The sequence below is a fragment of the Vibrio porteresiae DSM 19223 genome (genome assembly GCF_024347055.1).
GTDB classification, from domain to species: Bacteria; Pseudomonadota; Gammaproteobacteria; order Enterobacterales; family Vibrionaceae; genus Vibrio; species Vibrio porteresiae.
The window spans coordinates 426,396-444,907 of record NZ_AP024895.1 but is presented as its reverse complement, the minus strand read 5'-3'; the positions used below and the strand labels follow the sequence as shown (position 1 = coordinate 444,907).

Annotated in this window: 19 protein-coding genes; 7 read left to right on the top strand and 12 right to left on the bottom strand. The window is 44.6% G+C overall.

Going from position 1 to position 18,512, the window contains the following annotated elements; genetic code table 11:
- Positions 1-32: 32 nt before the first annotated feature.
- Both apaG and apaH read left to right on the top strand, forming a co-directional pair.
- Positions 33-413, top strand: coding sequence for a Co2+/Mg2+ efflux protein ApaG (gene apaG / locus OCV11_RS02060; protein ID WP_261894702.1), 381 nt, complete (start codon positions 33-35; stop codon positions 411-413).
- Positions 414-424: 11 nt separating this feature from the next.
- Positions 425-1,240: a bis(5'-nucleosyl)-tetraphosphatase (symmetrical) ApaH gene (gene apaH / locus OCV11_RS02055; RefSeq protein WP_261894701.1), complete on the top strand. Its 816-nt coding sequence runs from the start codon at positions 425-427 to the stop codon at positions 1,238-1,240.
- Positions 1,241-1,267: 27 nt separating this feature from the next.
- Here the strand turns inward: apaH and folA are convergent, their stop codons facing one another.
- The 6 genes from folA to rplU form a co-directional block, all read right to left on the bottom strand.
- Entirely contained in the window at positions 1,268-1,750 is a 483-nt protein-coding gene (gene folA, locus OCV11_RS02050; RefSeq protein ID WP_261894700.1) for a type 3 dihydrofolate reductase, read from the bottom strand.
- Between the two features lie 25 nt (positions 1,751-1,775).
- Positions 1,776-2,243, bottom strand: coding sequence for a threonine/serine exporter family protein (locus OCV11_RS02045; RefSeq protein ID WP_261894699.1), 468 nt, complete (start codon positions 2,241-2,243; stop codon positions 1,776-1,778).
- On the bottom strand, positions 2,243-3,004 hold the full coding sequence (locus OCV11_RS02040) for a threonine/serine exporter family protein (protein ID WP_261894697.1): 762 nt from the start codon (positions 3,002-3,004) through the stop codon (positions 2,243-2,245). The genes OCV11_RS02045 and OCV11_RS02040 overlap by 1 nt, the downstream gene beginning before the upstream one ends.
- A gap of 161 nt (positions 3,005-3,165) precedes the next feature.
- Positions 3,166-4,338: an Obg family GTPase CgtA gene (gene cgtA / locus OCV11_RS02035; protein WP_261894696.1), complete on the bottom strand. Its 1,173-nt coding sequence runs from the start codon at positions 4,336-4,338 to the stop codon at positions 3,166-3,168.
- 217 nt (positions 4,339-4,555) lie between these two features.
- Complete coding sequence (gene rpmA, locus OCV11_RS02030) at positions 4,556-4,813, bottom strand: 50S ribosomal protein L27 (protein ID WP_086982114.1); 258 nt, start codon at positions 4,811-4,813, stop codon at positions 4,556-4,558.
- A gap of 20 nt (positions 4,814-4,833) precedes the next feature.
- A complete protein-coding gene (gene rplU, locus OCV11_RS02025) occupies positions 4,834-5,145 on the bottom strand; it encodes a 50S ribosomal protein L21 (RefSeq protein ID WP_261894695.1) in 312 nt (103 codons plus the stop codon).
- Between the two features lie 272 nt (positions 5,146-5,417).
- Here rplU and ispB point away from each other — a divergent pair, with 272 nt between their 5' ends.
- Positions 5,418-6,389: an octaprenyl diphosphate synthase gene (gene ispB / locus OCV11_RS02020; protein ID WP_261894694.1), complete on the top strand. Its 972-nt coding sequence runs from the start codon at positions 5,418-5,420 to the stop codon at positions 6,387-6,389.
- A gap of 107 nt (positions 6,390-6,496) precedes the next feature.
- Here the strand turns inward: ispB and mdh are convergent, their stop codons facing one another.
- Positions 6,497-7,435 carry a malate dehydrogenase gene (gene mdh, locus OCV11_RS02015; RefSeq protein ID WP_261894693.1) on the bottom strand — a complete coding sequence of 313 codons (939 nt, stop codon included), beginning with the start codon at positions 7,433-7,435 and terminating at the stop codon, positions 6,497-6,499.
- Between the two features lie 334 nt (positions 7,436-7,769).
- Here mdh and argR point away from each other — a divergent pair, with 334 nt between their 5' ends.
- From argR to OCV11_RS01995, 4 genes are all read left to right on the top strand, one after another.
- Entirely contained in the window at positions 7,770-8,240 is a 471-nt protein-coding gene (argR, locus tag OCV11_RS02010) for a transcriptional regulator ArgR (RefSeq protein WP_261894692.1), read from the top strand.
- Between the two features lie 310 nt (positions 8,241-8,550).
- Positions 8,551-9,519, top strand: coding sequence for a TAXI family TRAP transporter solute-binding subunit (locus tag OCV11_RS02005; protein ID WP_261894691.1), 969 nt, complete (start codon positions 8,551-8,553; stop codon positions 9,517-9,519).
- A gap of 268 nt (positions 9,520-9,787) precedes the next feature.
- Positions 9,788-10,228, top strand: a complete 441-nt coding sequence (locus OCV11_RS02000) for a universal stress protein (protein WP_261894690.1) — start codon at positions 9,788-9,790, stop codon at positions 10,226-10,228.
- A 158-nt stretch (positions 10,229-10,386) separates the two neighbouring features.
- Positions 10,387-10,767: a DUF2061 domain-containing protein gene (locus OCV11_RS01995; RefSeq protein WP_261894688.1), complete on the top strand. Its 381-nt coding sequence runs from the start codon at positions 10,387-10,389 to the stop codon at positions 10,765-10,767.
- Positions 10,768-10,824: 57 nt separating this feature from the next.
- Here the strand turns inward: OCV11_RS01995 and OCV11_RS01990 are convergent, their stop codons facing one another.
- The 5 genes from OCV11_RS01990 to OCV11_RS01970 form a co-directional block, all read right to left on the bottom strand.
- Positions 10,825-11,595 carry a glycosyl hydrolase 2 galactose-binding domain-containing protein gene (locus OCV11_RS01990; RefSeq protein WP_261894687.1) on the bottom strand — a complete coding sequence of 257 codons (771 nt, stop codon included), beginning with the start codon at positions 11,593-11,595 and terminating at the stop codon, positions 10,825-10,827.
- A gap of 94 nt (positions 11,596-11,689) precedes the next feature.
- Positions 11,690-12,109 (bottom strand): ribonuclease E inhibitor RraB, encoded by a 420-nt coding sequence (gene rraB / locus OCV11_RS01985; protein ID WP_261894685.1) that lies wholly within the window; start codon positions 12,107-12,109, stop codon positions 11,690-11,692.
- 213 nt (positions 12,110-12,322) lie between these two features.
- Positions 12,323-13,768 carry a metalloprotease TldD gene (gene tldD, locus OCV11_RS01980; RefSeq protein ID WP_261894684.1) on the bottom strand — a complete coding sequence of 482 codons (1,446 nt, stop codon included), beginning with the start codon at positions 13,766-13,768 and terminating at the stop codon, positions 12,323-12,325.
- Between the two features lie 2 nt (positions 13,769-13,770).
- On the bottom strand, positions 13,771-14,598 hold the full coding sequence (locus tag OCV11_RS01975) for a carbon-nitrogen hydrolase family protein (RefSeq protein WP_261894683.1): 828 nt from the start codon (positions 14,596-14,598) through the stop codon (positions 13,771-13,773).
- Positions 14,599-14,611: 13 nt separating this feature from the next.
- Positions 14,612-18,502 carry a YhdP family protein gene (locus tag OCV11_RS01970; protein ID WP_261894681.1) on the bottom strand — a complete coding sequence of 1,297 codons (3,891 nt, stop codon included), beginning with the start codon at positions 18,500-18,502 and terminating at the stop codon, positions 14,612-14,614.
- Positions 18,503-18,512: the final 10 nt, after the last annotated feature.

Here is an 18,512-nt window from a genome sequence, read left to right as displayed (position 1 = left end):
TATTTTTATTTAGCCCTCGCCAAGGAGTCGATATGGATGTTTCAAAACCTTGTATCAAGATTCAAGTTCACACTAAGTACATTCCTGAACAATCAACCCCTGAGCAAAATCGTTATGTGTTTGCCTACCTGATTACCATCAAAAATCTGAGTCAAGAAGTGGTACAACTGATTAGCCGACGTTGGCTCATCACCGATGCCAATGGCAAACAGATGAGCGTTGAAGGCGAAGGTGTAGTGGGTGAACAACCGTTCATTGCAGGCAATGATGAATACACCTATAGCAGTGGTACTGCTTTAGAAACTCCCGTTGGAGTCATGCAAGGTCAGTACCTTATGCATGATGAAAATGGTGATGAATTTATAACTGATATAGAACCGTTTCGACTTGCGGTTCCTAATGTTTTGAATTAGTTGGAGTTGACATGGCAAATTATATCGTCGGTGACATTCAAGGATGCCTAGACGAATTACAGTTGTTGTTAAAAGCCGTTAATTTTGATCAAGAAAAAGACTTACTCTGGCTCGCTGGAGATTTGGTTGCTCGTGGTCCAAAATCACTCGAAACATTACGCTTTGTTCACTCTTTAGGCTCCTCCGCTCGCATCATTTTGGGTAACCACGATCTGCATCTCTTGGCAGTCTCTTTAGGGATTCACAAAGCTAAGCCTAAAGACAAAACCCAACCTATTCTCGATGCGCCTGACAAAGATATTCTGTTGGAATGGTTAAGAAAACAGCCACTGCTCGCTGAACATGATGAATTTCTCATGTGCCATGCAGGTATCTCACCACAGTGGGATCTCACCACAGCACGTAACGCAGCACGTGAAGTTGAAGCGATTCTCCATGGGGATCAATGGCAATGGCTACTGCGCAATATGTACTGTAACACGCCTGATTACTGGGATGAGGAGCTACAAGGTATCGAGCGATACCGTTATATCATCAACGCTTATACGCGCATGCGGTTCTGTTTTCTTGATGGACGCTTGGACATGCAATGCAAATTGCCACCGGCAGAAGTGGACTCGAGTGAGCTCATACCTTGGTTTACCGTGAACAACAGAAAACCCATCGAAAAAACCATCCTCTTTGGGCATTGGGCTGCATTGGAAGGCTATCGCAGCAATTCCGAAATCGGTTTGGATACGGGTTGTGTGTGGGGCGGGGATCTCACCATGATGTGTTGGGAAACGAAAACTTTCTATACTCAAGCCGCGTTAACGGCAATCGCATAAAAAAACCTGGCTGAGCCAGGTTTTCTTTTATTGACGATCCAAAATGACAAATTCCATATCATATTGGTTCTTCTCATCAGCCTGATAGGTTTCGCGATGGATCTCTTTCCAACCAGTTCCCCAATCAGGGAAGCGGGTATCACCAGCGATGTCTGCTTTAATTTCAGTAATATAAAGACGAGAAGCCAGTTCAAGGCATGCTTGATAGATTGACCCACCGCCAATAATCATAACTTCTTCATTATCTTTGACTAATTCTAAAGCTTGCTCAATGGATGACACGGTCGATACACCATCAATCACTAAAGAAGCATCGCGACTGATCACAATATTGTGACGACCAGGTAAAGGTCGACCGATCGACTCATAGGTTTTTCGTCCCATGATGACGGGCTTACCCATAGTACAACGCTTAAACCACGCAAAATCCGCTGGCAAATGCCAAGGCATTTGATTGTCTTTACCTATCACTTTATCGTTCGCCATCGCGGCAATCATACTAATTAACATGCTTTATCTCTGATTTACTGGGTGGCTAAATAATCGGTTTACGGCGATAGAATAACAGGCCAGGGACGGCAAGACCAATCGCTAAGCCAGCAATAATAAACATCGCTTTGAGGAAATTCTCCGTGAGCACTTGCATCAAATGCAAAGAAAAACCGTCGTGATTTATCTGCACCATCGCAATCATCGCCTTATAAGCAAATACCCCTGGAACCATAGGAATAATACCCGCAACCGTAAAAACCTTCGGGTGAGCCAAAAACTTCTTCGACCAATACACCCCAATGAAACTCACAATGGAAGCTGCAAAAAAGGTGGCCCACTCAATTGGCACACCAAAATGCATCATCACAAACCGCGAGCCATGCCCCACTGCCCCAAGAATGGCACAAAAGCGTAAAGCATGTACCGGAACATTAAACACGAGAGCAAACCCGACAGCAGGAATCGAGGCAAAAAACATGTCGTTTGCTAAACCAAGTAAAAACTGCTCCATCACCACCCCCAAATTCCAGTAATACGCATAGCGGCAATGATGCCAAGACAGATAGACAAAGTAAGTAGGCTGGCAAAAGTAAACCGAGCGATCCCCATATTCACATAGCCTTTGAGCATATCCGCGACGGCATTAATCAGAGGAAAGCCCGGCACCAGCATCAATACAGAAGATGCCATCACCAGCGTAGGCGTGTTACCGATATGATAATTAATCGCTTGAGTAGAGATAAGAGACGTTACAAACGCCGTAGTAGCAAAGTTAAGGAGTGGATTGAAATGACGAGAAGCCATCTCCTGACGAGCCGCCATACCAATAGCAGAAGCAAGGAACGTCATGCCAAAGACAGCCCAATCCCCCCCCGCTAAACGGCTAAATGAAGCACAAGACAAACCGATCATCAGGATCACGATCCAACGGTTATAACGTTTTGGGCTGATCGTATCGAGCTTATGCTGAGCCATTGTATGATCGAGCAAATTACGCTCCATCATAATGCAGATCCTCTGCACTTGAGTCACAACTCGCATATTAAGCCCTTTATCAGGGCAGCTACGGGTGGTGGTAATGCAGTGATCGTTATAAACCGTGGTCACAACCAAAGAACTGGCAGACAGGGAAACTTCTACCTCGCGCATTCCGCAGGCAAAGCCCATGCGACGCATAATATCCCCTACGAGGGTGCTTTCCGCACCGTGAGCTAACAACATCTGCCCAGCTTGAGCAATCAGACGAGACACCGCTCTCTGCTTTGAGATCATGATTCCTTTCCTAACCAATACGCTTAATGACATTGATATGCTGATAATACATAAGATTTATCAATCAAAACATATCGTAATAACGTCAAATTCATTTCCTTTGATTTAGACATAAAAAAGCCGCAATAACTATTGCGGCTCTTCAAAGTTTAGATCAGTGATTATTCACGAACATAGATAACGTGACCGTCATCTTCTTCGTCATCCCAATCTTCATCGTCCCAATCATCTTCGGTAACAACGTCATCACCTGCCATAGCAGTTTTGTGGTAGTCATCCCACATGAATTCGACACGCTGCTCTTCGGAGATCTCTTCTTTTTCACGAGGCATAGATTCCATAAAGTCAGCCAGCTTCATGCAGAGATCTTTCGTACCTTGACGATTGATCGCAGAGATCGTGAAGTAATCATCTTCCCAACCTAATGCATCCAACACATCTTGGATAACCTCTTGCGCGTCTTCTTCAGACATAAGGTCAACTTTGTTGAATACCAACCAACGTGGTTTGTTTGCTAGCTTTTCGCTGTACTGCTCTAGCTCATCAAGGATGGTTAAAGCATTTTGTGCAGGATCGCTTTGATCAACAGGCATAATATCGATCATGTGTAGCAATACACGGCAACGTTCAAGGTGTTTCAAGAAACGAATACCTAAACCAGCACCATCAGCTGCACCTTCGATCAGTCCAGGAATATCAGCGACAACAAAGCTTTTCTCTGGAACGACACTCACTACACCCAAGCTAGGAACTAGAGTGGTAAATGGATAGTCAGCAACCTTTGGTTTCGCTGCTGATACAGCACGAATAAAGGTTGATTTACCAGCGTTTGGTAAACCTAACATACCCACGTCAGCTAGAAGCAATAGCTCTAAGCGTAGCTCGCGCATTTCACCTTTAGTACCCATCGTCTTTTGACGAGGAGCACGGTTTACAGAGGATTTAAAACGCGTATTACCCAAACCATGCCAGCCGCCTTTAGCAACCATTACACGTTTACCGTGCTCAGCTACTTCGCCAACGACTTCATTAGTATGGATATCAACAGCACGTGTACCAACAGGAACGCGCATAACCTTATCTTTACCGCGTTTACCAGTACAGTTGCCGCCACCACCATTTTGGCCGCGTTCAGCTTCATAGAAGCGCTGAAAACGGTAATCGATAAGGGTATTCAGGTTTTCATCTGCTTCGATATAAATATCGCCGCCGTCACCACCGTCGCCACCATCTGGGCCACCTTTGGTAACAAATTTTTCACGCCAGAAGCTAACAACACCGTTGCCGCCATCACCAGCCTGAACCTTCACTACCGCTTCATCAACGAATTTCATCTTTTACTCCGCATTATTTGCGTTGCAACATCATTTACTGAGAATGATATAAATTTTAGCAGAAGCCGGCGCGCCATGACACACCCCTTCGCTTTGGAACAGATAACAAGCTACTCTCTCGTGAGTATCTTGGTATGAGCTCTACGCTTTCTGTACCTTAGATAAATAAAAAACCCCACCTAACGGCAGGGCTTTTGGATTCATCTAGAAACTAAACTTATTCAGCTTCGATGCTAACGAATTTACGGTTTTTAGGACCTTTCACTTCGAATTTCACTTTGCCTTCAGCAAGAGCGAATAGAGTGTGGTCTTTACCGATACCAACGTTAGTACCAGCGTGGAATTTAGTACCACGTTGGCGCACGATGATGTTACCTGCAAGAACAGATTCACCACCGAAACGTTTAACACCTAGGCGTTTACTTTCAGAATCGCGGCCGTTACGAGTAGAACCACCAGCTTTTTTGTGTGCCATTGTTAGACTCTCCTAATAACTTAAGCGTTAATACCAGTGATTTTCACTTCTGTGAACCACTGACGGTGACCTTGTTGTTTGCGAGAGTGTTTACGACGACGGAACTTAACGATTTTAATTTTATCGCCACGACCGTGTTGTACAACTTCTGCTACAACTTTACCGCCCTCTACAAGAGGAGCACCAACTTTAATTTCTTCGCCGTTTGCAACTAGAAGCACTTTATCGAATTCGATAGTTGCGCCAGTTTCAACGTCTAATTTTTCTAAACGAAGGGTTTGACCTTCGCTTACACGGTGTTGTTTACCACCAGATTGGAAAACAGCGTACATATTTTACTCCGCTCTTTCCGCACAGCCGTATGCGTACATTTTGTGCATTTTGGGTGTGCGCTAAACTAATCATCAATAGGGCGCAGATTCTACGCGAATGACGTCCCCATGACAAGCCATATTTGAAAAAAATTGGCGAAAAGCTAATCGCCAAAGAAAAGTGGCGCAATCATGCCTTTCTACCATGTATTTATCAATGTTTTTTAGTGTATTATTCAATAATTATCGAAGATCAAAACGCCATAAAGGCTCTAACTTCAGCCGGATTTATAATGGATTTTAAAGCTATCCAAGCGCTTACTGCCAACGACATGGCAAAAGTGAATGAAACAATTCAAGCGCAACTAAACTCAGATGTATCCCTCATCAACCAACTAGGGTTTTATATCGTTAGCAGTGGTGGCAAACGCCTACGTCCACTTTTGGCGATATTATCGGCAAAAGCACTCGGTTATGAGGGCGAAAAACATACTCTTGCTGCGGCATTTATCGAATTTATTCATACAGCAACTTTGCTGCATGATGACGTTGTCGATGAGTCAGATATGCGTCGTGGTAGAGAGACAGCCAATGCTGCTTTTGGCAACGCTGCGAGCGTGTTAGTCGGTGATTATATCTACACTCGCTCTTTCCAAATGATGACTCAACTCGGCTCAATGCCAATTTTGACCGTCATGAGCGATGCAGTGAACGTTATTGCCGAAGGTGAAGTACAGCAGTTGATGAACTGTAACGACCCTGATACCACCGAAGAAAGCTACATGCAGGTCATCTACTCCAAAACAGCACGTCTGTTTGAAGCTGCAACCCAAATTGGTGCCCTACTTATCGAAGCGCCAAAAGAGATTGAAGTTGCGATGCAAAACTACGGTCGCTATTTGGGGACAGCATTCCAACTTATCGATGATGTGATGGACTACACCTCTGACGGCAAAGAGATGGGCAAAAACGTGGGTGACGATCTTGCAGAAGGCAAACCAACTTTGCCACTGCTACATGCGATGCGTAATGGCAATCCGGAGCAAGAAGCAATGATCCGCGATGCGATCGAACACGCCAACGGCATGGATCGTCTTGCTGAGATCCTTGAAGCCATGGATCAAGCGGGATCGTTACGTTACACGATCGAAAAAGCGCAGCAAGAAGCTGACAAAGCTATTGCTGAACTCGCGGTGATTCCAGAGAGTCAATATAAAGAAGCATTGATTACATTGGCTCACATGGCGGTTAATCGCACCAAGTAAGTTCTGCCTAGCATGATTTGCTGATCTCCAAAATGTAAAAAGCCGACGTAAAACGCCGGCTTTTACTCTCTTTCGTCCCAGAAAAAATCGCTGGAAGTTACAGATGGCTATTTATTGGCAAACTCAACACCTTGTTGAATATCTTTATTAAGCGTATCCAACATACCTTCTAATGCTGATTGTTCGTAAGCACTGAGCTTACCGTAGTCGAGCACTTCCTCTAGCCCCTCTTTACCCAAAATGATAGGTTGAGCGAAGAATGGCGCATGACGACTACTACCATCTACGTAAGCGTATTCCAAAATACCTTTCTCACCTTGGATTGCTTTAACGAGAGACAAACCGAAGCGACACGCAGCTTGACCCATTGATAAGGTCGCAGAACCCCCACCCGCTTTCGCTTCAACCACTTCAGTACCCGCATTTTGGATACGTTTTGTCAGTGCTTCCACTTCTTCATCCGAGAAGCTCACACCTGCAACTTGGGAGAGAAGAGGCAAAATAGTCACACCCGAATGCCCACCGATAACAGGCACTCTCACACCACTAGGGTCTTTACCTTTTAAACCAGCAACAAATGTTTCAGCACGAATGACATCCAGCGTCGTTACACCAAACAGTTTACGTTTATCGTAAACACCCGCCTTTTTCATCACTTCAGCGAAGATAGGCACAGTGGTGTTCACAGGGTTAGTAATTAGCCCCACACACGCTTTAGGACAGCTATGAGCAACCTTTTCAGCAATCGATTTTACGATGCCGGCGTTGACATTAAAAAGATCCGCACGATCCATACCAGGTTTGCGAGCAACACCAGCAGAGATCAACACAACATCTGCTCCTTCTAAAGCTGGCGTAGGATCTTCACCTGCGTAGCCTTTGATCGAAACAGGGGTCGGGATGTGACTTAAATCCGCGGCAACACCGGGAGTCACGGGAGCGATATCGTACAGAGCAAGATCAGATCCAGCAGGCAGACGATTCTTGAGCAACAATGCAAGGGCTTGACCGATACCACCAGCGGCACCAATAACAGCGACTTTCATTCGAATTCTCCTTGAGACTTCTGGTCTCTTATATATGTGTTCAGTAGGGTATGTGGAGCTAACTTCTGTGCAATTATAGTAATCACATTTTCGTTACAAGAATTTAACTTTTACTTTTGAGAGGTTGCTCAATACATGACCAACTACTTGCACTTAAAGGGGGCGTTATTATGGGAATAATGCGCCAAACCTCAAGTGAGAATAGCTCAAAGATGGTATTTTTTGTGTGTTTAAGTGACCTTTCTGACACTTTTATTGAATAACTTGGCGAATCATGCATATCTATGCGAAAATATGCAGTAATTGTTGACCCTAACTGAATAAAAGAAGAAACATGCGCAATATAGACAAGCAAGATAATCTAGTTCGTGCTTTTAAAGCTTTATTGAAAGAAGAGCGTTTTGGCTCTCAAGGCGACATCGTTGATGCGTTAAAAAACGAGGGGTTTGATAATATCAACCAATCTAAAGTATCACGCATGCTGACCAAATTCGGCGCGGTACGTACACGTAATGCCAAAATGGAAATGGTGTACTGCTTGCCAGCAGAACTAGGGGTTCCAACAGTATCAAGTTCACTGCGTGAATTGGTATTAGATATCGACCACAACGCCGCATTAGTCGTCATTCATACAGGCCCTGGCGCTGCACAATTGATCGCTCGATTACTTGATTCCCTTGGTAAATCAGAAGGCATTCTGGGCGTTGTTGCTGGCGATGATACGATTTTTATCACTCCAACCATGCCAATTACTACCCGACAACTGTACCTTTCTGTTTGTGAGCTGTTCGAGTACAACGGCTAATTAACTTATTGATTTTTCACGCACACTATTAAGATAGCTGTGCGTGATTTTTCTCACATTTATTTTGTGTCATAAGCAACCTTTTAATTGATAATTAATCTAAAAATATCAATAAGATAATAAAAAATCCGCTCTATTTATTACGCTTTATCCTTCTCTTTACTGTCACCAAATTTTACACACCTATAATTTCCCGCCAATTTGTTGGTATGATTTGTTATATGCACTTATTGATGAAAGGTCTCTTTGGGAGAAAACAACGCATCCGTTTTTTCTACCCAAATGAAAGTACCGCCAAGGGAAGGGATTGATGAAATTACAAAAACTCGTTCACATAGGAACCATTGCTGCAGCAGTGTGTTTAACCAATTCGGTTAGTGCGCAAGAATTTATTACCATTGGCACTGGTTCAGTGACTGGTGTTTACTATCCGGCCGGTGGTGCTATCTGTAAATTAGTGAATCAAGAGCGTAAAGATCACAACATTCGTTGCTCTGTAGAATCAACAGATGGCTCAATTTATAACGTCAATAGTATCCGCTCTGGCGAATTGGACTTCGGAATCGTTCAATCTGACTGGCAATACCATGCCTACAACGGCAGTAGCGAATTCAAAGATCACGGTCCGTATAAAAAACTGCGTGCTATTTTCTCTCTTCATAGCGAACCCTTTAACATTATTGCCCGCGCTGACTCTGGTATTAAAAACGTCAAGGACCTTGCAGGGAAACGCGTGAATATCGGTAATCCCGGCTCTGGCGACCGTGCAACGATGCAGGTTGTGATGGATGCATTTGGTTGGACAACGCAAAGCTTCAAACTCACATCAGAGTTAAAAGGTTCAGAGCGCTCGCAAGCGCTCTGTGATAACAAAATCGATGCTTTCATCTATATGATTGGTCATCCAAACGGTGCCATTAAAGAAGCAACCACGGCATGCGATGCGAAGTTAGTACCGGCAACAGGCTCTGAAATCGACACAATTGTTAAAACTCATCCGTATTACGCTTACACCAGCGTACCTGCGGGAATGTATCGAGGTACAGATCAAGATGTAAAAAGCTTTGGTGTCGCAGCAACACTCGTCACTAGTTCCGATATTTCCGATGACGTAGCCTACAACGTAGCGAAAGCAGTATTTGAAAACTTTGATAGCTTTAAACGGTTACATCCCGCTTTCGCCAATTTGAAAAAAGAAGACATGATCAAAGATGGGATATCCATTCCTCTTCACCCAGGTGCGATTAGATACTACAAAGAAGCAGGATTATTGAAATAACCAGTAATGCGCAGAGGATCCATCACGATGGAGCCTCTGTACGGCAACGCTGAACCACCACTTGCTGTTCACTCCTCTTCGATTCGATCGATAACGATCACATCGCGCCTATCATCTTGCCCTTGTTAAGACAAAAACGATCATCGCGCACGCTCAGACATTAGCTTTAACGCTATGGTTACAGCAAAAGCACCACAGTATCGATCGATTTGGTGACTTCGATAGTACTCAATCAAAGGCATCTGAATAATCAGCAAAGAGGGTCTCTATGTACAAAAATATTCTCGTCCCAGTGGATCTCAATGAAAAAGGCTTTTGTGATAAAGCGGTAGAGCAGGCAACTTGGATTGGTGAACGCAGTCAAGCAACCCTCCACCTACTCACAGTGGTTCCGGGAATTCATATGTCGATGGTCGCAACCTATTTCCCAAAAGATGCGGCAGCCAAAATGAAAGCGGATGTTAGTCAGCAATTAGAGGAGTTTGCCCAAACACAAGTCCCCAGCACCATGCCTTATCAAACCTACGTCGTAGAAGGCAAACCCTACTCCACCATTATCGAGTACGCGAAAAAACTCAATGCAGATTTGATCGTCATGCCCAGTCATAAGCGCTCTAAACTGGACAAAGTGGTTTTAGGTTCTGTTGCCAGCAAAGTTGTGGAATTCTCGCCAATCAGTGTCATGGTCGTCAAACCGCTTGAGTTGTGATATCGACATCACGCCGCATCTTATGACCACTAGGCAACAGATGCGGTGTTGTTTATCCAAAGTTTTACCTATCCTATCTATCGATAAAATCCACTGGCTAAGTTGAGAATAGTTATCAATACTATAAGCAACTTAAGAATACCTCGGTGGATAACACAATGAAAAAGACTCTAAGCTTTGCCGCAATTCACTTTACCGTTGCAATGAGTGTCGCTTATCTACTGACTGGTGACATCTTACTCGGTAGTTTGATTGCCATGATAGAACCTATGGTAAATACAGTTGCTTTCTACTTTCATGAACGGGCGTGGAACACTTTCAGTCAACGTCGCCAACAAGTGCAAACACCACAATGGAAAACCATGAGTTTCGCATTGGTGCACTTTAACGTTGCCTTCATGGTTTCCTACATCATCAGTGGCAGCTTAGTGGTGGGTGGCATCATGGCTCTGATTGAGCCAAGCATTAACACTTGTGTTTACTACTTCCATGAAAAGATGTGGCAACGTAAAACCCAATGGCACTGCCTAGCTCATTAACCTTATGAATCATAAAAAAGAGCATCATTTGATGCTCTTTTTGTTCATCGTGAACCATTACTCATGATCGTAAAGACCGATCTTAACTGATGATGATTGGCCATCCAGCTCTACATCAATTTGGTAAAGTGCCCCTTCATCTGGATGATGAGGGTCATAAGGTTTGGGCGCGTCTACTTGGAATAAAACACTCGCTTGCTTAGCGCGCACATCAATGGGGACATAATAGGTCATACCATCAAATTTCACTGATGCTGACACCAAATCAGGCTTAAGCGTTTCAAACTCTAGAGTCACAAGTAATTCACATCCACCATGATGCCAAATCTGCTCAGTCTGAATGCCACCCAATCGGACATGGGGAATAAACTGCAAATAAGGCTCACGCCAAATACCGATACGAGAATCAAACGGTTCACGAGTTGAAGTAAGCTCTTCATCCCACTCTTCTCCGAGAAGATCATCCTCCTCTTCTTCAAGAAAAAGAATCTCGACCCGATTGCCGCCACGGCTAACATAAGGTTTGATATTTTTACGATAGGTTGCTTGTGAGCCATCGCAGTCAAAGACAGCCACACCGTTAATTCGCACTTCGGCATGATAATCTATCCCTGAAAGAACCAAATCGATCGCGGGATGAAGCATCAAAACGTCATCTAGCTCAAAATCGTGCATCAAATGCCACTCTTGTTGAGCAATCACGTCTTCGCTGAGTTCTTTAGGTAATACCGAACTCAAAGGAGCAGGGAAAGTGATGTCATCTTGAGGAATGGAGAGATCCGTGAGCGGGGAAACCTGCCAAAGTCCGGCTAATGAAAGCTGAGTCATGTTTAGTATCATTGTTGTAATAAATTTGTTTCTTTATACCCAACAGGATAAAAAAATGCCAGCCTCGCGGCTGGCACTTTCAGTAACAAAACAATTACTCGTCTTCGTCGTCTTCATCTTCTTCGCTGTAAAGAGCATCTTCACCTTCGTAGTAAGTGCCCCAACCATCGTAAATGATGTCGTGTTTTTCAGCCAAATTAACAAGTTTTTCCACTTGAGCATCAATCAGCTCAGGGTTCAATGCAGATTGCATGCTTGCGTCGAAACAGAGCAATTTATTGCCATCTTCATCTTCTGTCTCTTCCGCTTCCATCACTTCAAAACCCATTTTGAAGGCATCAATCGCGGCTTTCTCTAGCTGCTCAAAATCTTCAGCAAAAAAGTGGTGTTCGATTTCGTAGAGGGCATCTGGATCGCTGCCATCTTCAAGTAAAGCTGCGATGATGTCGCGAGTCTCTTCTTTTTGAAACTCGATTAATTCTTCCACAGACATGTAGTCATCTTCATGAGACATAGTGCGCTCCAGACAATAAAAACAGGATCAATTTAATTGGCTCGAAATATGGCACGGATCGTTAGCAATTACCACCCACAAAGTAGTGATCGCCTGATCTTTCCGCTATTTTCTCGCCTAACAACAAAATGCAACGAAAAGACCTCGGCGCCCTTTTGTCACACTCAATAAAAAAGCCGCGACGTGCGCAGCTTTTTCATCATCACCGATTGACTAATCAGTACCACCAACCGTCAATGCATCCAGCTTAAGTGTTGGTTGACCCACACCAACAGGAACGCTTTGACCAGATTTACCACAGACACCAACACCACGGTCAATCCCTAAATCATTACCGACCATAGAGACTTGTTGCATTGCTTCAATACCAGAGCCAATTAAGGTTGCGCCTTTGATTGGCGTGGTAATTTTACCATTCTCAATCAAATAAGCTTCTGATGCAGAGAACACAAACTTACCCGAGGTGATATCCACTTGACCACCACCGAAGTTAGGCGCATAGATACCTTTTTTCACTGTAGAGATGATCTCTTCCGGAGTGTGTTCTCCAGGTAACATATAAGTGTTGGTCATACGAGGCATAGGTAACTGCGCATAAGATTCGCGACGACCATTACCGGTTGGCGCTACGCCCATAAGACGAGCATTCAGCTTGTCTTGCATGTAACCTTTTAGAATGCCTTTTTCGATCAGCACGTTGTATTGACCGTTAACACCTTCATCATCAACGTTCAATGAACCACGCAGATCTTTCAATGTACCATCATCAACAATCGTACACAGATCAGACGTTACTTTACTGCCTACTTTGCCCGAGAATACAGAGGATCCTTTACGGTTAAAGTCACCTTCAAGACCATGGCCTACCGCTTCATGCAATAGTACGCCAGGCCAACCAGAACCGAGAACCACAGGCATAGTGCCAGCAGGCGCAGCAACCGCTTCAAGGTTCACCAGTGCTTGACGAATCGCTTCATCAGCATAAGAGAACGCTATCTTTTGTCCTGCTTCTTCGGTGAGGAAGTAGTCGTAAGTAAAACGACCACCGCCACCTGAACTACCACGTTCACGACGATCGCCTTTTTGAGCAAGAACACTGATTGAGAGACGAACCAGCGGACGAATATCTCCCGCGTAAGTGCCATCCGTTGCTGCCACAAGCATCTGCTCATGAACACCACTTAAACTCACCGATACTTCTTGAATCAGTGGCTCTTTAGTTCGAATGTAGGCATCGAGCTGTTTTAGCAGTTCTGTTTTCTGCTGTTTTTCCCAGCTTTCTAATGGGTTAACTGCCGAATAGTACGCTTGATTATCTTGGCGTTTAAACGCTTGTACACGACCATTTTGGCCTTGTTGTGCGATGCCTCGTGCAGCTTGAGCACTTTGTCTCAAACCGTCTAATTGAATTTGGTCAGAGTAAGCAAAACCGGTTTTCTCTCCGGTGACAGCACGAACGCCAACACCACGATCGATGTTAAATGAACCGTCTTTGATAATACTGTCTTCTAGTACTAAAGACTCATGCCAACTAGATTGAAAATAGATGTCGGCGTAATCAATCTGCCGAGTTGCAATGCTCGACAAGGTATCCGCAATATCTTGCTCTGTCAGCCCTGCGGGTGTTAATAGTGCTTCTTCGATGCGGTTAATACTCATATCTAGCTCTTTATTGGTTTAAATTGGTTGCAAAAGCGAACATGTTCGATGACAGGCATGGTGCGACGAATTTGCTGAGATTTTTCATCATCCATCTCAACAATCAAACTGCCTGCTTGCTGCTCTAATGAGGAAACAATTTCTCCCCAAGGACTGATAACCATCGAATGTCCCCACGTTTCTCGGCCATTGGGGTGGGTTCCACCTTGCGCGGCAGCCACAATCCAGCACTGTGTTTCAATCGCTCTAGCACGGAGCAATACTTCCCAGTGCGCCCGTCCAGTCACCGCGGTAAAAGCAGCAGGCACCACTATCACCTGAGCGCCCTGTTGTCTTAATTCAGAATACAAGGCAGGGAAACGTAAATCATAACAGATGGATAGACCTAACCGCCCAAACGGTGTCGGCGTCACCACCACTTGATTGCCAGGGACAAATGTCTCGGATTCTCGATAACGCTGCTGAGCATCATCGACATCCACATCAAACATATGCAGCTTATCATAATACGCATGACATTGACCCTGAGGATCCAATAAAACAGCTGTCGAGGTCACACCCGTAGCGCGGCGAATAGGCATACTACCAATCAACAACCATACTTTATGGTGGCGAACGATTTCGCTCAAACGCAACTGAATTGGTCCTTTTCCCAACGTTTCCGCATAAGCGTGATAGTCATTACGATGACTAAACAATAGGGCATTCTCAGGGGTCACAATCCATTGTGCACCATGTTTAACTAAGCGTGCTATCTGCTTTTCAATAAAAGTGACGTTATCAGCGACTGAAGGCCCAGACGTCATCTGAATCACACCAACTCGACTCACGTGGTTCTCCCTATCATTGAGCCGGTTTAGTTAAATTCTCCGGCAACTTATATTCACCTTTACTCCGCGAAATCTCTTTTACCGTTGGCGAGTCCAAAGGTCCTTTGATTTCGTAGTTCACTTCCGTAAACACTTCAACCACAGGCGAAATCACAGTAGTTATAGCTAACACATATAACGCAGTAGTCGGTGCAACCGCAAAAGCACTCAATACAGGAATACCCGATGTCATATCTGGTACAAAATGTACTTGAGCATCCACCATACGAGAGTTCAAATCTGCCATACCTTTAAGTGACAGTTCACCGGCGACAGCATCCATCTTGATATCGTTAGTGACAAAAACCCCTTGGGAGATTTTGCCTGACCCTTTTATCGAGTTAAACGCCATACCCTTGTCAAATACGTCACTAAAATCAAGCTTCATACGGCGAATCAGAGAGTCCAAGCTAAACAAACCAAGCAAGTTTGCTGCCCCACTCACATCAGAAATCACCCCTTTACCCAGCTCAGTTTTCACACTACCTTGCAACGTATTGACTCGCATAGTCCAAGGTGAACCATCCCATTCAATTTGCGAATCCAACTCAAACGGGGCTTTTTGAATCCCGGAACTGATACCAAAGCGATCCATCAAATCACTGTTGTTCTCACCTTTCATGTCGATACTCATTTTGGTATGACTGGTGGTGTCGGTCAGTGTCCAATCTAAGGCGGCATGAACTTCGTTAGTACCGCTGTTGATATCAATTCGCTTCCACTTCAGGGTATCGCCTTGACGCACGAAGTCCATATTCAACTTGCCGACCTTGTAGCCTTGGAACCAGAAATCATTGATCACTAAAGTTAAGTTTGGCATGAGTTGATGAAACTCGCGATCAAATTGCGAAATTAGTGGATCTTCTTGCTTCACTTCATCCATCAATAATGGCTTTTTGGGATCTCGCTCATCTAATTCAGGTACATAAAGATGCAATTTATCAAGAGAGACCGAAAGATCATCGGACATAATATAAGTCGCTTGTCCCGATGCTTCTTGGCTATCGAGCTTCATCGACCAACCTGTTGGTTTTTCTCTGCCCGTAAACACCACATCATGCCAGTCTAATCCTGCCAATCTTAGCTCTTTGGTATTGATCTCGACTCGGTCTGGCTCAGGAATCTGAATATCATCGGTAGAACTAGGTCCTGCACTGGCTTGAACTGATTTAGCTTGATTAATAAACTCAATCCATTGGTCGAGATCGAACTTCTTGGTTCTCACTTGCGCATGATGCCCAACGACTGGGCTCATTTTAAAGTTGCCCTGACCAAGGATAAGATTGGTCGCCTCTAATACTGGTACAGACTTAGTGATGTCGATCTCAGCCTGATACTTACCATTTGGCACTTCTACCCGTGCTGACACTTGCTCTTGGTTACCAGAGGCTTCTAAACGAGCAATACCTGCTTGTCCTAGATTTTTGTTTAACGGGTAAGGGTAACGACTCGCGATGTCTTTCAAACCAGCTTGTAAATCAATCTGATAGGAAAATCCGACATCATTAAGCTGCAAAAGAACCCCCATTTGCCATGGTGCATGACCACTGACTGGATTGATCCACTGCTGGCCTACATACTCACCAAGCGGCTTCACATCCCAATCACCAATAGTGTCAATTTGAACGCTATAACCTTTACTATTACTCTCACCTTTAAAATCTAATGAGACGGGTTGTTTCAATAGCTGACCAGATAATCCGGCGGCAGTCACTACATCGTTATCAAATTGAATTCGTCCGGAAACGTTATTGAGATGGATAGTCGGCGCATCAATATCTACGGCGCTGTTATTGAGGTCAGCCCAGCCCCAAGCTCGTGGCTCTTTCGTCGTCGTAAATGGAATATTGAGACGAAAATGCGACTTCACTATGCCTTTGACTTGCACCGCAGTTAACGCAGCGCCAACAGAATCAACCAGCGGCGAAGAGGTCATGTAGTCACGTATCGCGTTACCTTCGCCTTGAGCTTGTGCATCCAACTCAATATGCCCATCCGACGTTAGAGACGGAATCTGACCGATAATACGTTGCGCCGAAATATCCATGAGTTTGGCTGCATGCGAATCAAGATACATCGCATCATTTTCAAACAGTAAATCCAGCTGCATGTCCGTCAATGGTGGCCATGCGGTATCAAAACTGAAACGCGCATTCTTCAATCCAACCCAAGCTTGGAACACGCCATTATGCTGGTGATAAGGAAAATCAGCTAAACGGCCATACCAGAGCAATTTCGCTGTTTTCACTTGTCCGGCTTGAATCGAGGTAGAGAGATAGTCGGTCAGCTCTTCACCTAAGGCTAGCCGAGGTAAGTAACGCCAAGTTTCTCCCGCTTGGTTCAAATCGGTTTCGGCGTAAAAAGAGAGCAATGGACTCTCCTTTTCCGGCATATCGAGTCGAAATTCCCCTTTCACACTCAGATCCGGTGTAGTGACGTTGACCTTGTCACTCCACAGTGTCCAACCGTCCGCTTGTTTCTGCCAAACAAGATTGACGTCACCTTGCTGGATGATTAATGGCGCTTGGAAAACATCACCATAAGGTAAAGTGTCATCACTTAAAGAGGCTTGAATATCCGCTTTTGCAAGGGAACCTTGGATCGACGCTTGTAGATGATGCACTTCAGGTAACAATGCCCACTGAGCCATCGCCCCATCCGTTAACCGAGCTGAATAGCGCAACGAATCCCAGCTATCACCACGAGAAAGTCGAATATCTTCTAAACGTCCGCTCGGTTTCAATTTACCGAGCAATGATTGTGTTTGTGGTGAATCAGAGAAAAGACGTGCCAATGGCAACACTGAACCTATGTCCAATTGCGAGACATTCAAACGCCAACTCTGCGGAGTCCAATCTAAGGCTGCATCAAACTCAGGCCATAACTGGTCATCTGTACGCACTTTAAGTGAGTGCATACTTACCTGCCATCCATTTGGAGTAGGAGCCAAATTAACGATACCTGACTCTAGTGCCAAATCATGCGTTTTTTGTTCATCCTGCCAAGAGAGGTCTGATGGTTGTAATTCTAGGTACCCATCGACTGGCTGATTATGGTTAAGAGTGACCCACGCGTTGAAATTGATAACGCCGTTCTTAATACCCGTTTTATCTTTTACATACTTAGTCAGCCAAGGGCGAACTTGCACACCTTTGGCATCCGCATAAAACTGACCGGAAATATCACGCAGCGAACCATGATCTTCAAATTTGGCACGCACTGAAAGCGAGTTCAACTTCACATCAGCAAGACTCACCACACCTTCTGCGTAGTGTTGATTACCTTGGTTATTCCAGCGTAATTTTTCTATATCTAACTGCTTAATGTCCCCGTTCATGGTGCGATATTGCACCGTAGAATCAAGCAACGAGAAGTTATCAAGTTGACGCAGGAAAAGGCTATCAATGCGCTGCACAATCCGGCGCTGAGTCTCTTCTTGTTCAGAAATAGTCGATGTTGTTTCTTCAGACTGAATTTTCTGCCAATCGACAGAACGCACATCCAGCTTTAATTGGTGAATGGTGAGATCGGCAATGACTGGCTTTTGTTCAAGAATGGATTGCCACAAGTCAAACTCAATATCCAATTGTCCAAAGGAAAAATGGATATCTGAGCTATCTGGGAAATCAGCAGTTACACCCTGCAAGGCGATGGAGGGGTGCGTGTTTCGCCAGAAACCACGCACATCTTTGATTTCAAACTGAATATTGGTTTGTTGGTTGACCCACTGCTCGATTTCGCCCTGAAAACGATTCATATGAGGCAGGAGCACCCGCAACGAGGTGATCAACACTGCCAACATAACCAATAAGCTGACTGCAAGCCAAGCCACAAACCGTCCGAAACGGGTTAATCTCGAGATCACTCAATGTCCT

Coding starts and splice junctions, on each gene's coding strand:
- ispB (WP_261894694.1), top strand. CDS start 5,418: ATGGATTTTAAAGCTATCCAAGCGCTTACTGCCAACGACATGGCAAAA.
- rpmA (WP_086982114.1), bottom strand. CDS start 4,813: ATGGCACACAAAAAAGCTGGTGGTTCTACTCGTAACGGCCGCGATTCT.
- OCV11_RS02045 (WP_261894699.1), bottom strand. CDS start 2,243: ATGGAGCAGTTTTTACTTGGTTTAGCAAACGACATGTTTTTTGCCTCG.
- argR (WP_261894692.1), top strand. CDS start 7,770: ATGCGCAATATAGACAAGCAAGATAATCTAGTTCGTGCTTTTAAAGCT.
- OCV11_RS02005 (WP_261894691.1), top strand. CDS start 8,551: ATGAAATTACAAAAACTCGTTCACATAGGAACCATTGCTGCAGCAGTG.
- OCV11_RS02000 (WP_261894690.1), top strand. CDS start 9,788: ATGTACAAAAATATTCTCGTCCCAGTGGATCTCAATGAAAAAGGCTTT.
- tldD (WP_261894684.1), bottom strand. CDS start 13,768: ATGAGTATTAACCGCATCGAAGAAGCACTATTAACACCCGCAGGGCTG.
- OCV11_RS01990 (WP_261894687.1), bottom strand. CDS start 11,595: ATGACTCAGCTTTCATTAGCCGGACTTTGGCAGGTTTCCCCGCTCACG.
- rraB (WP_261894685.1), bottom strand. CDS start 12,109: ATGTCTCATGAAGATGACTACATGTCTGTGGAAGAATTAATCGAGTTT.
- rplU (WP_261894695.1), bottom strand. CDS start 5,145: ATGTACGCTGTTTTCCAATCTGGTGGTAAACAACACCGTGTAAGCGAA.
- folA (WP_261894700.1), bottom strand. CDS start 1,750: ATGTTAATTAGTATGATTGCCGCGATGGCGAACGATAAAGTGATAGGT.
- OCV11_RS01995 (WP_261894688.1), top strand. CDS start 10,387: ATGAAAAAGACTCTAAGCTTTGCCGCAATTCACTTTACCGTTGCAATG.
- apaH (WP_261894701.1), top strand. CDS start 425: ATGGCAAATTATATCGTCGGTGACATTCAAGGATGCCTAGACGAATTA.
- OCV11_RS02040 (WP_261894697.1), bottom strand. CDS start 3,004: ATGATCTCAAAGCAGAGAGCGGTGTCTCGTCTGATTGCTCAAGCTGGG.
- mdh (WP_261894693.1), bottom strand. CDS start 7,435: ATGAAAGTCGCTGTTATTGGTGCCGCTGGTGGTATCGGTCAAGCCCTT.
- cgtA (WP_261894696.1), bottom strand. CDS start 4,338: ATGAAATTCGTTGATGAAGCGGTAGTGAAGGTTCAGGCTGGTGATGGC.
- apaG (WP_261894702.1), top strand. CDS start 33: ATGGATGTTTCAAAACCTTGTATCAAGATTCAAGTTCACACTAAGTAC.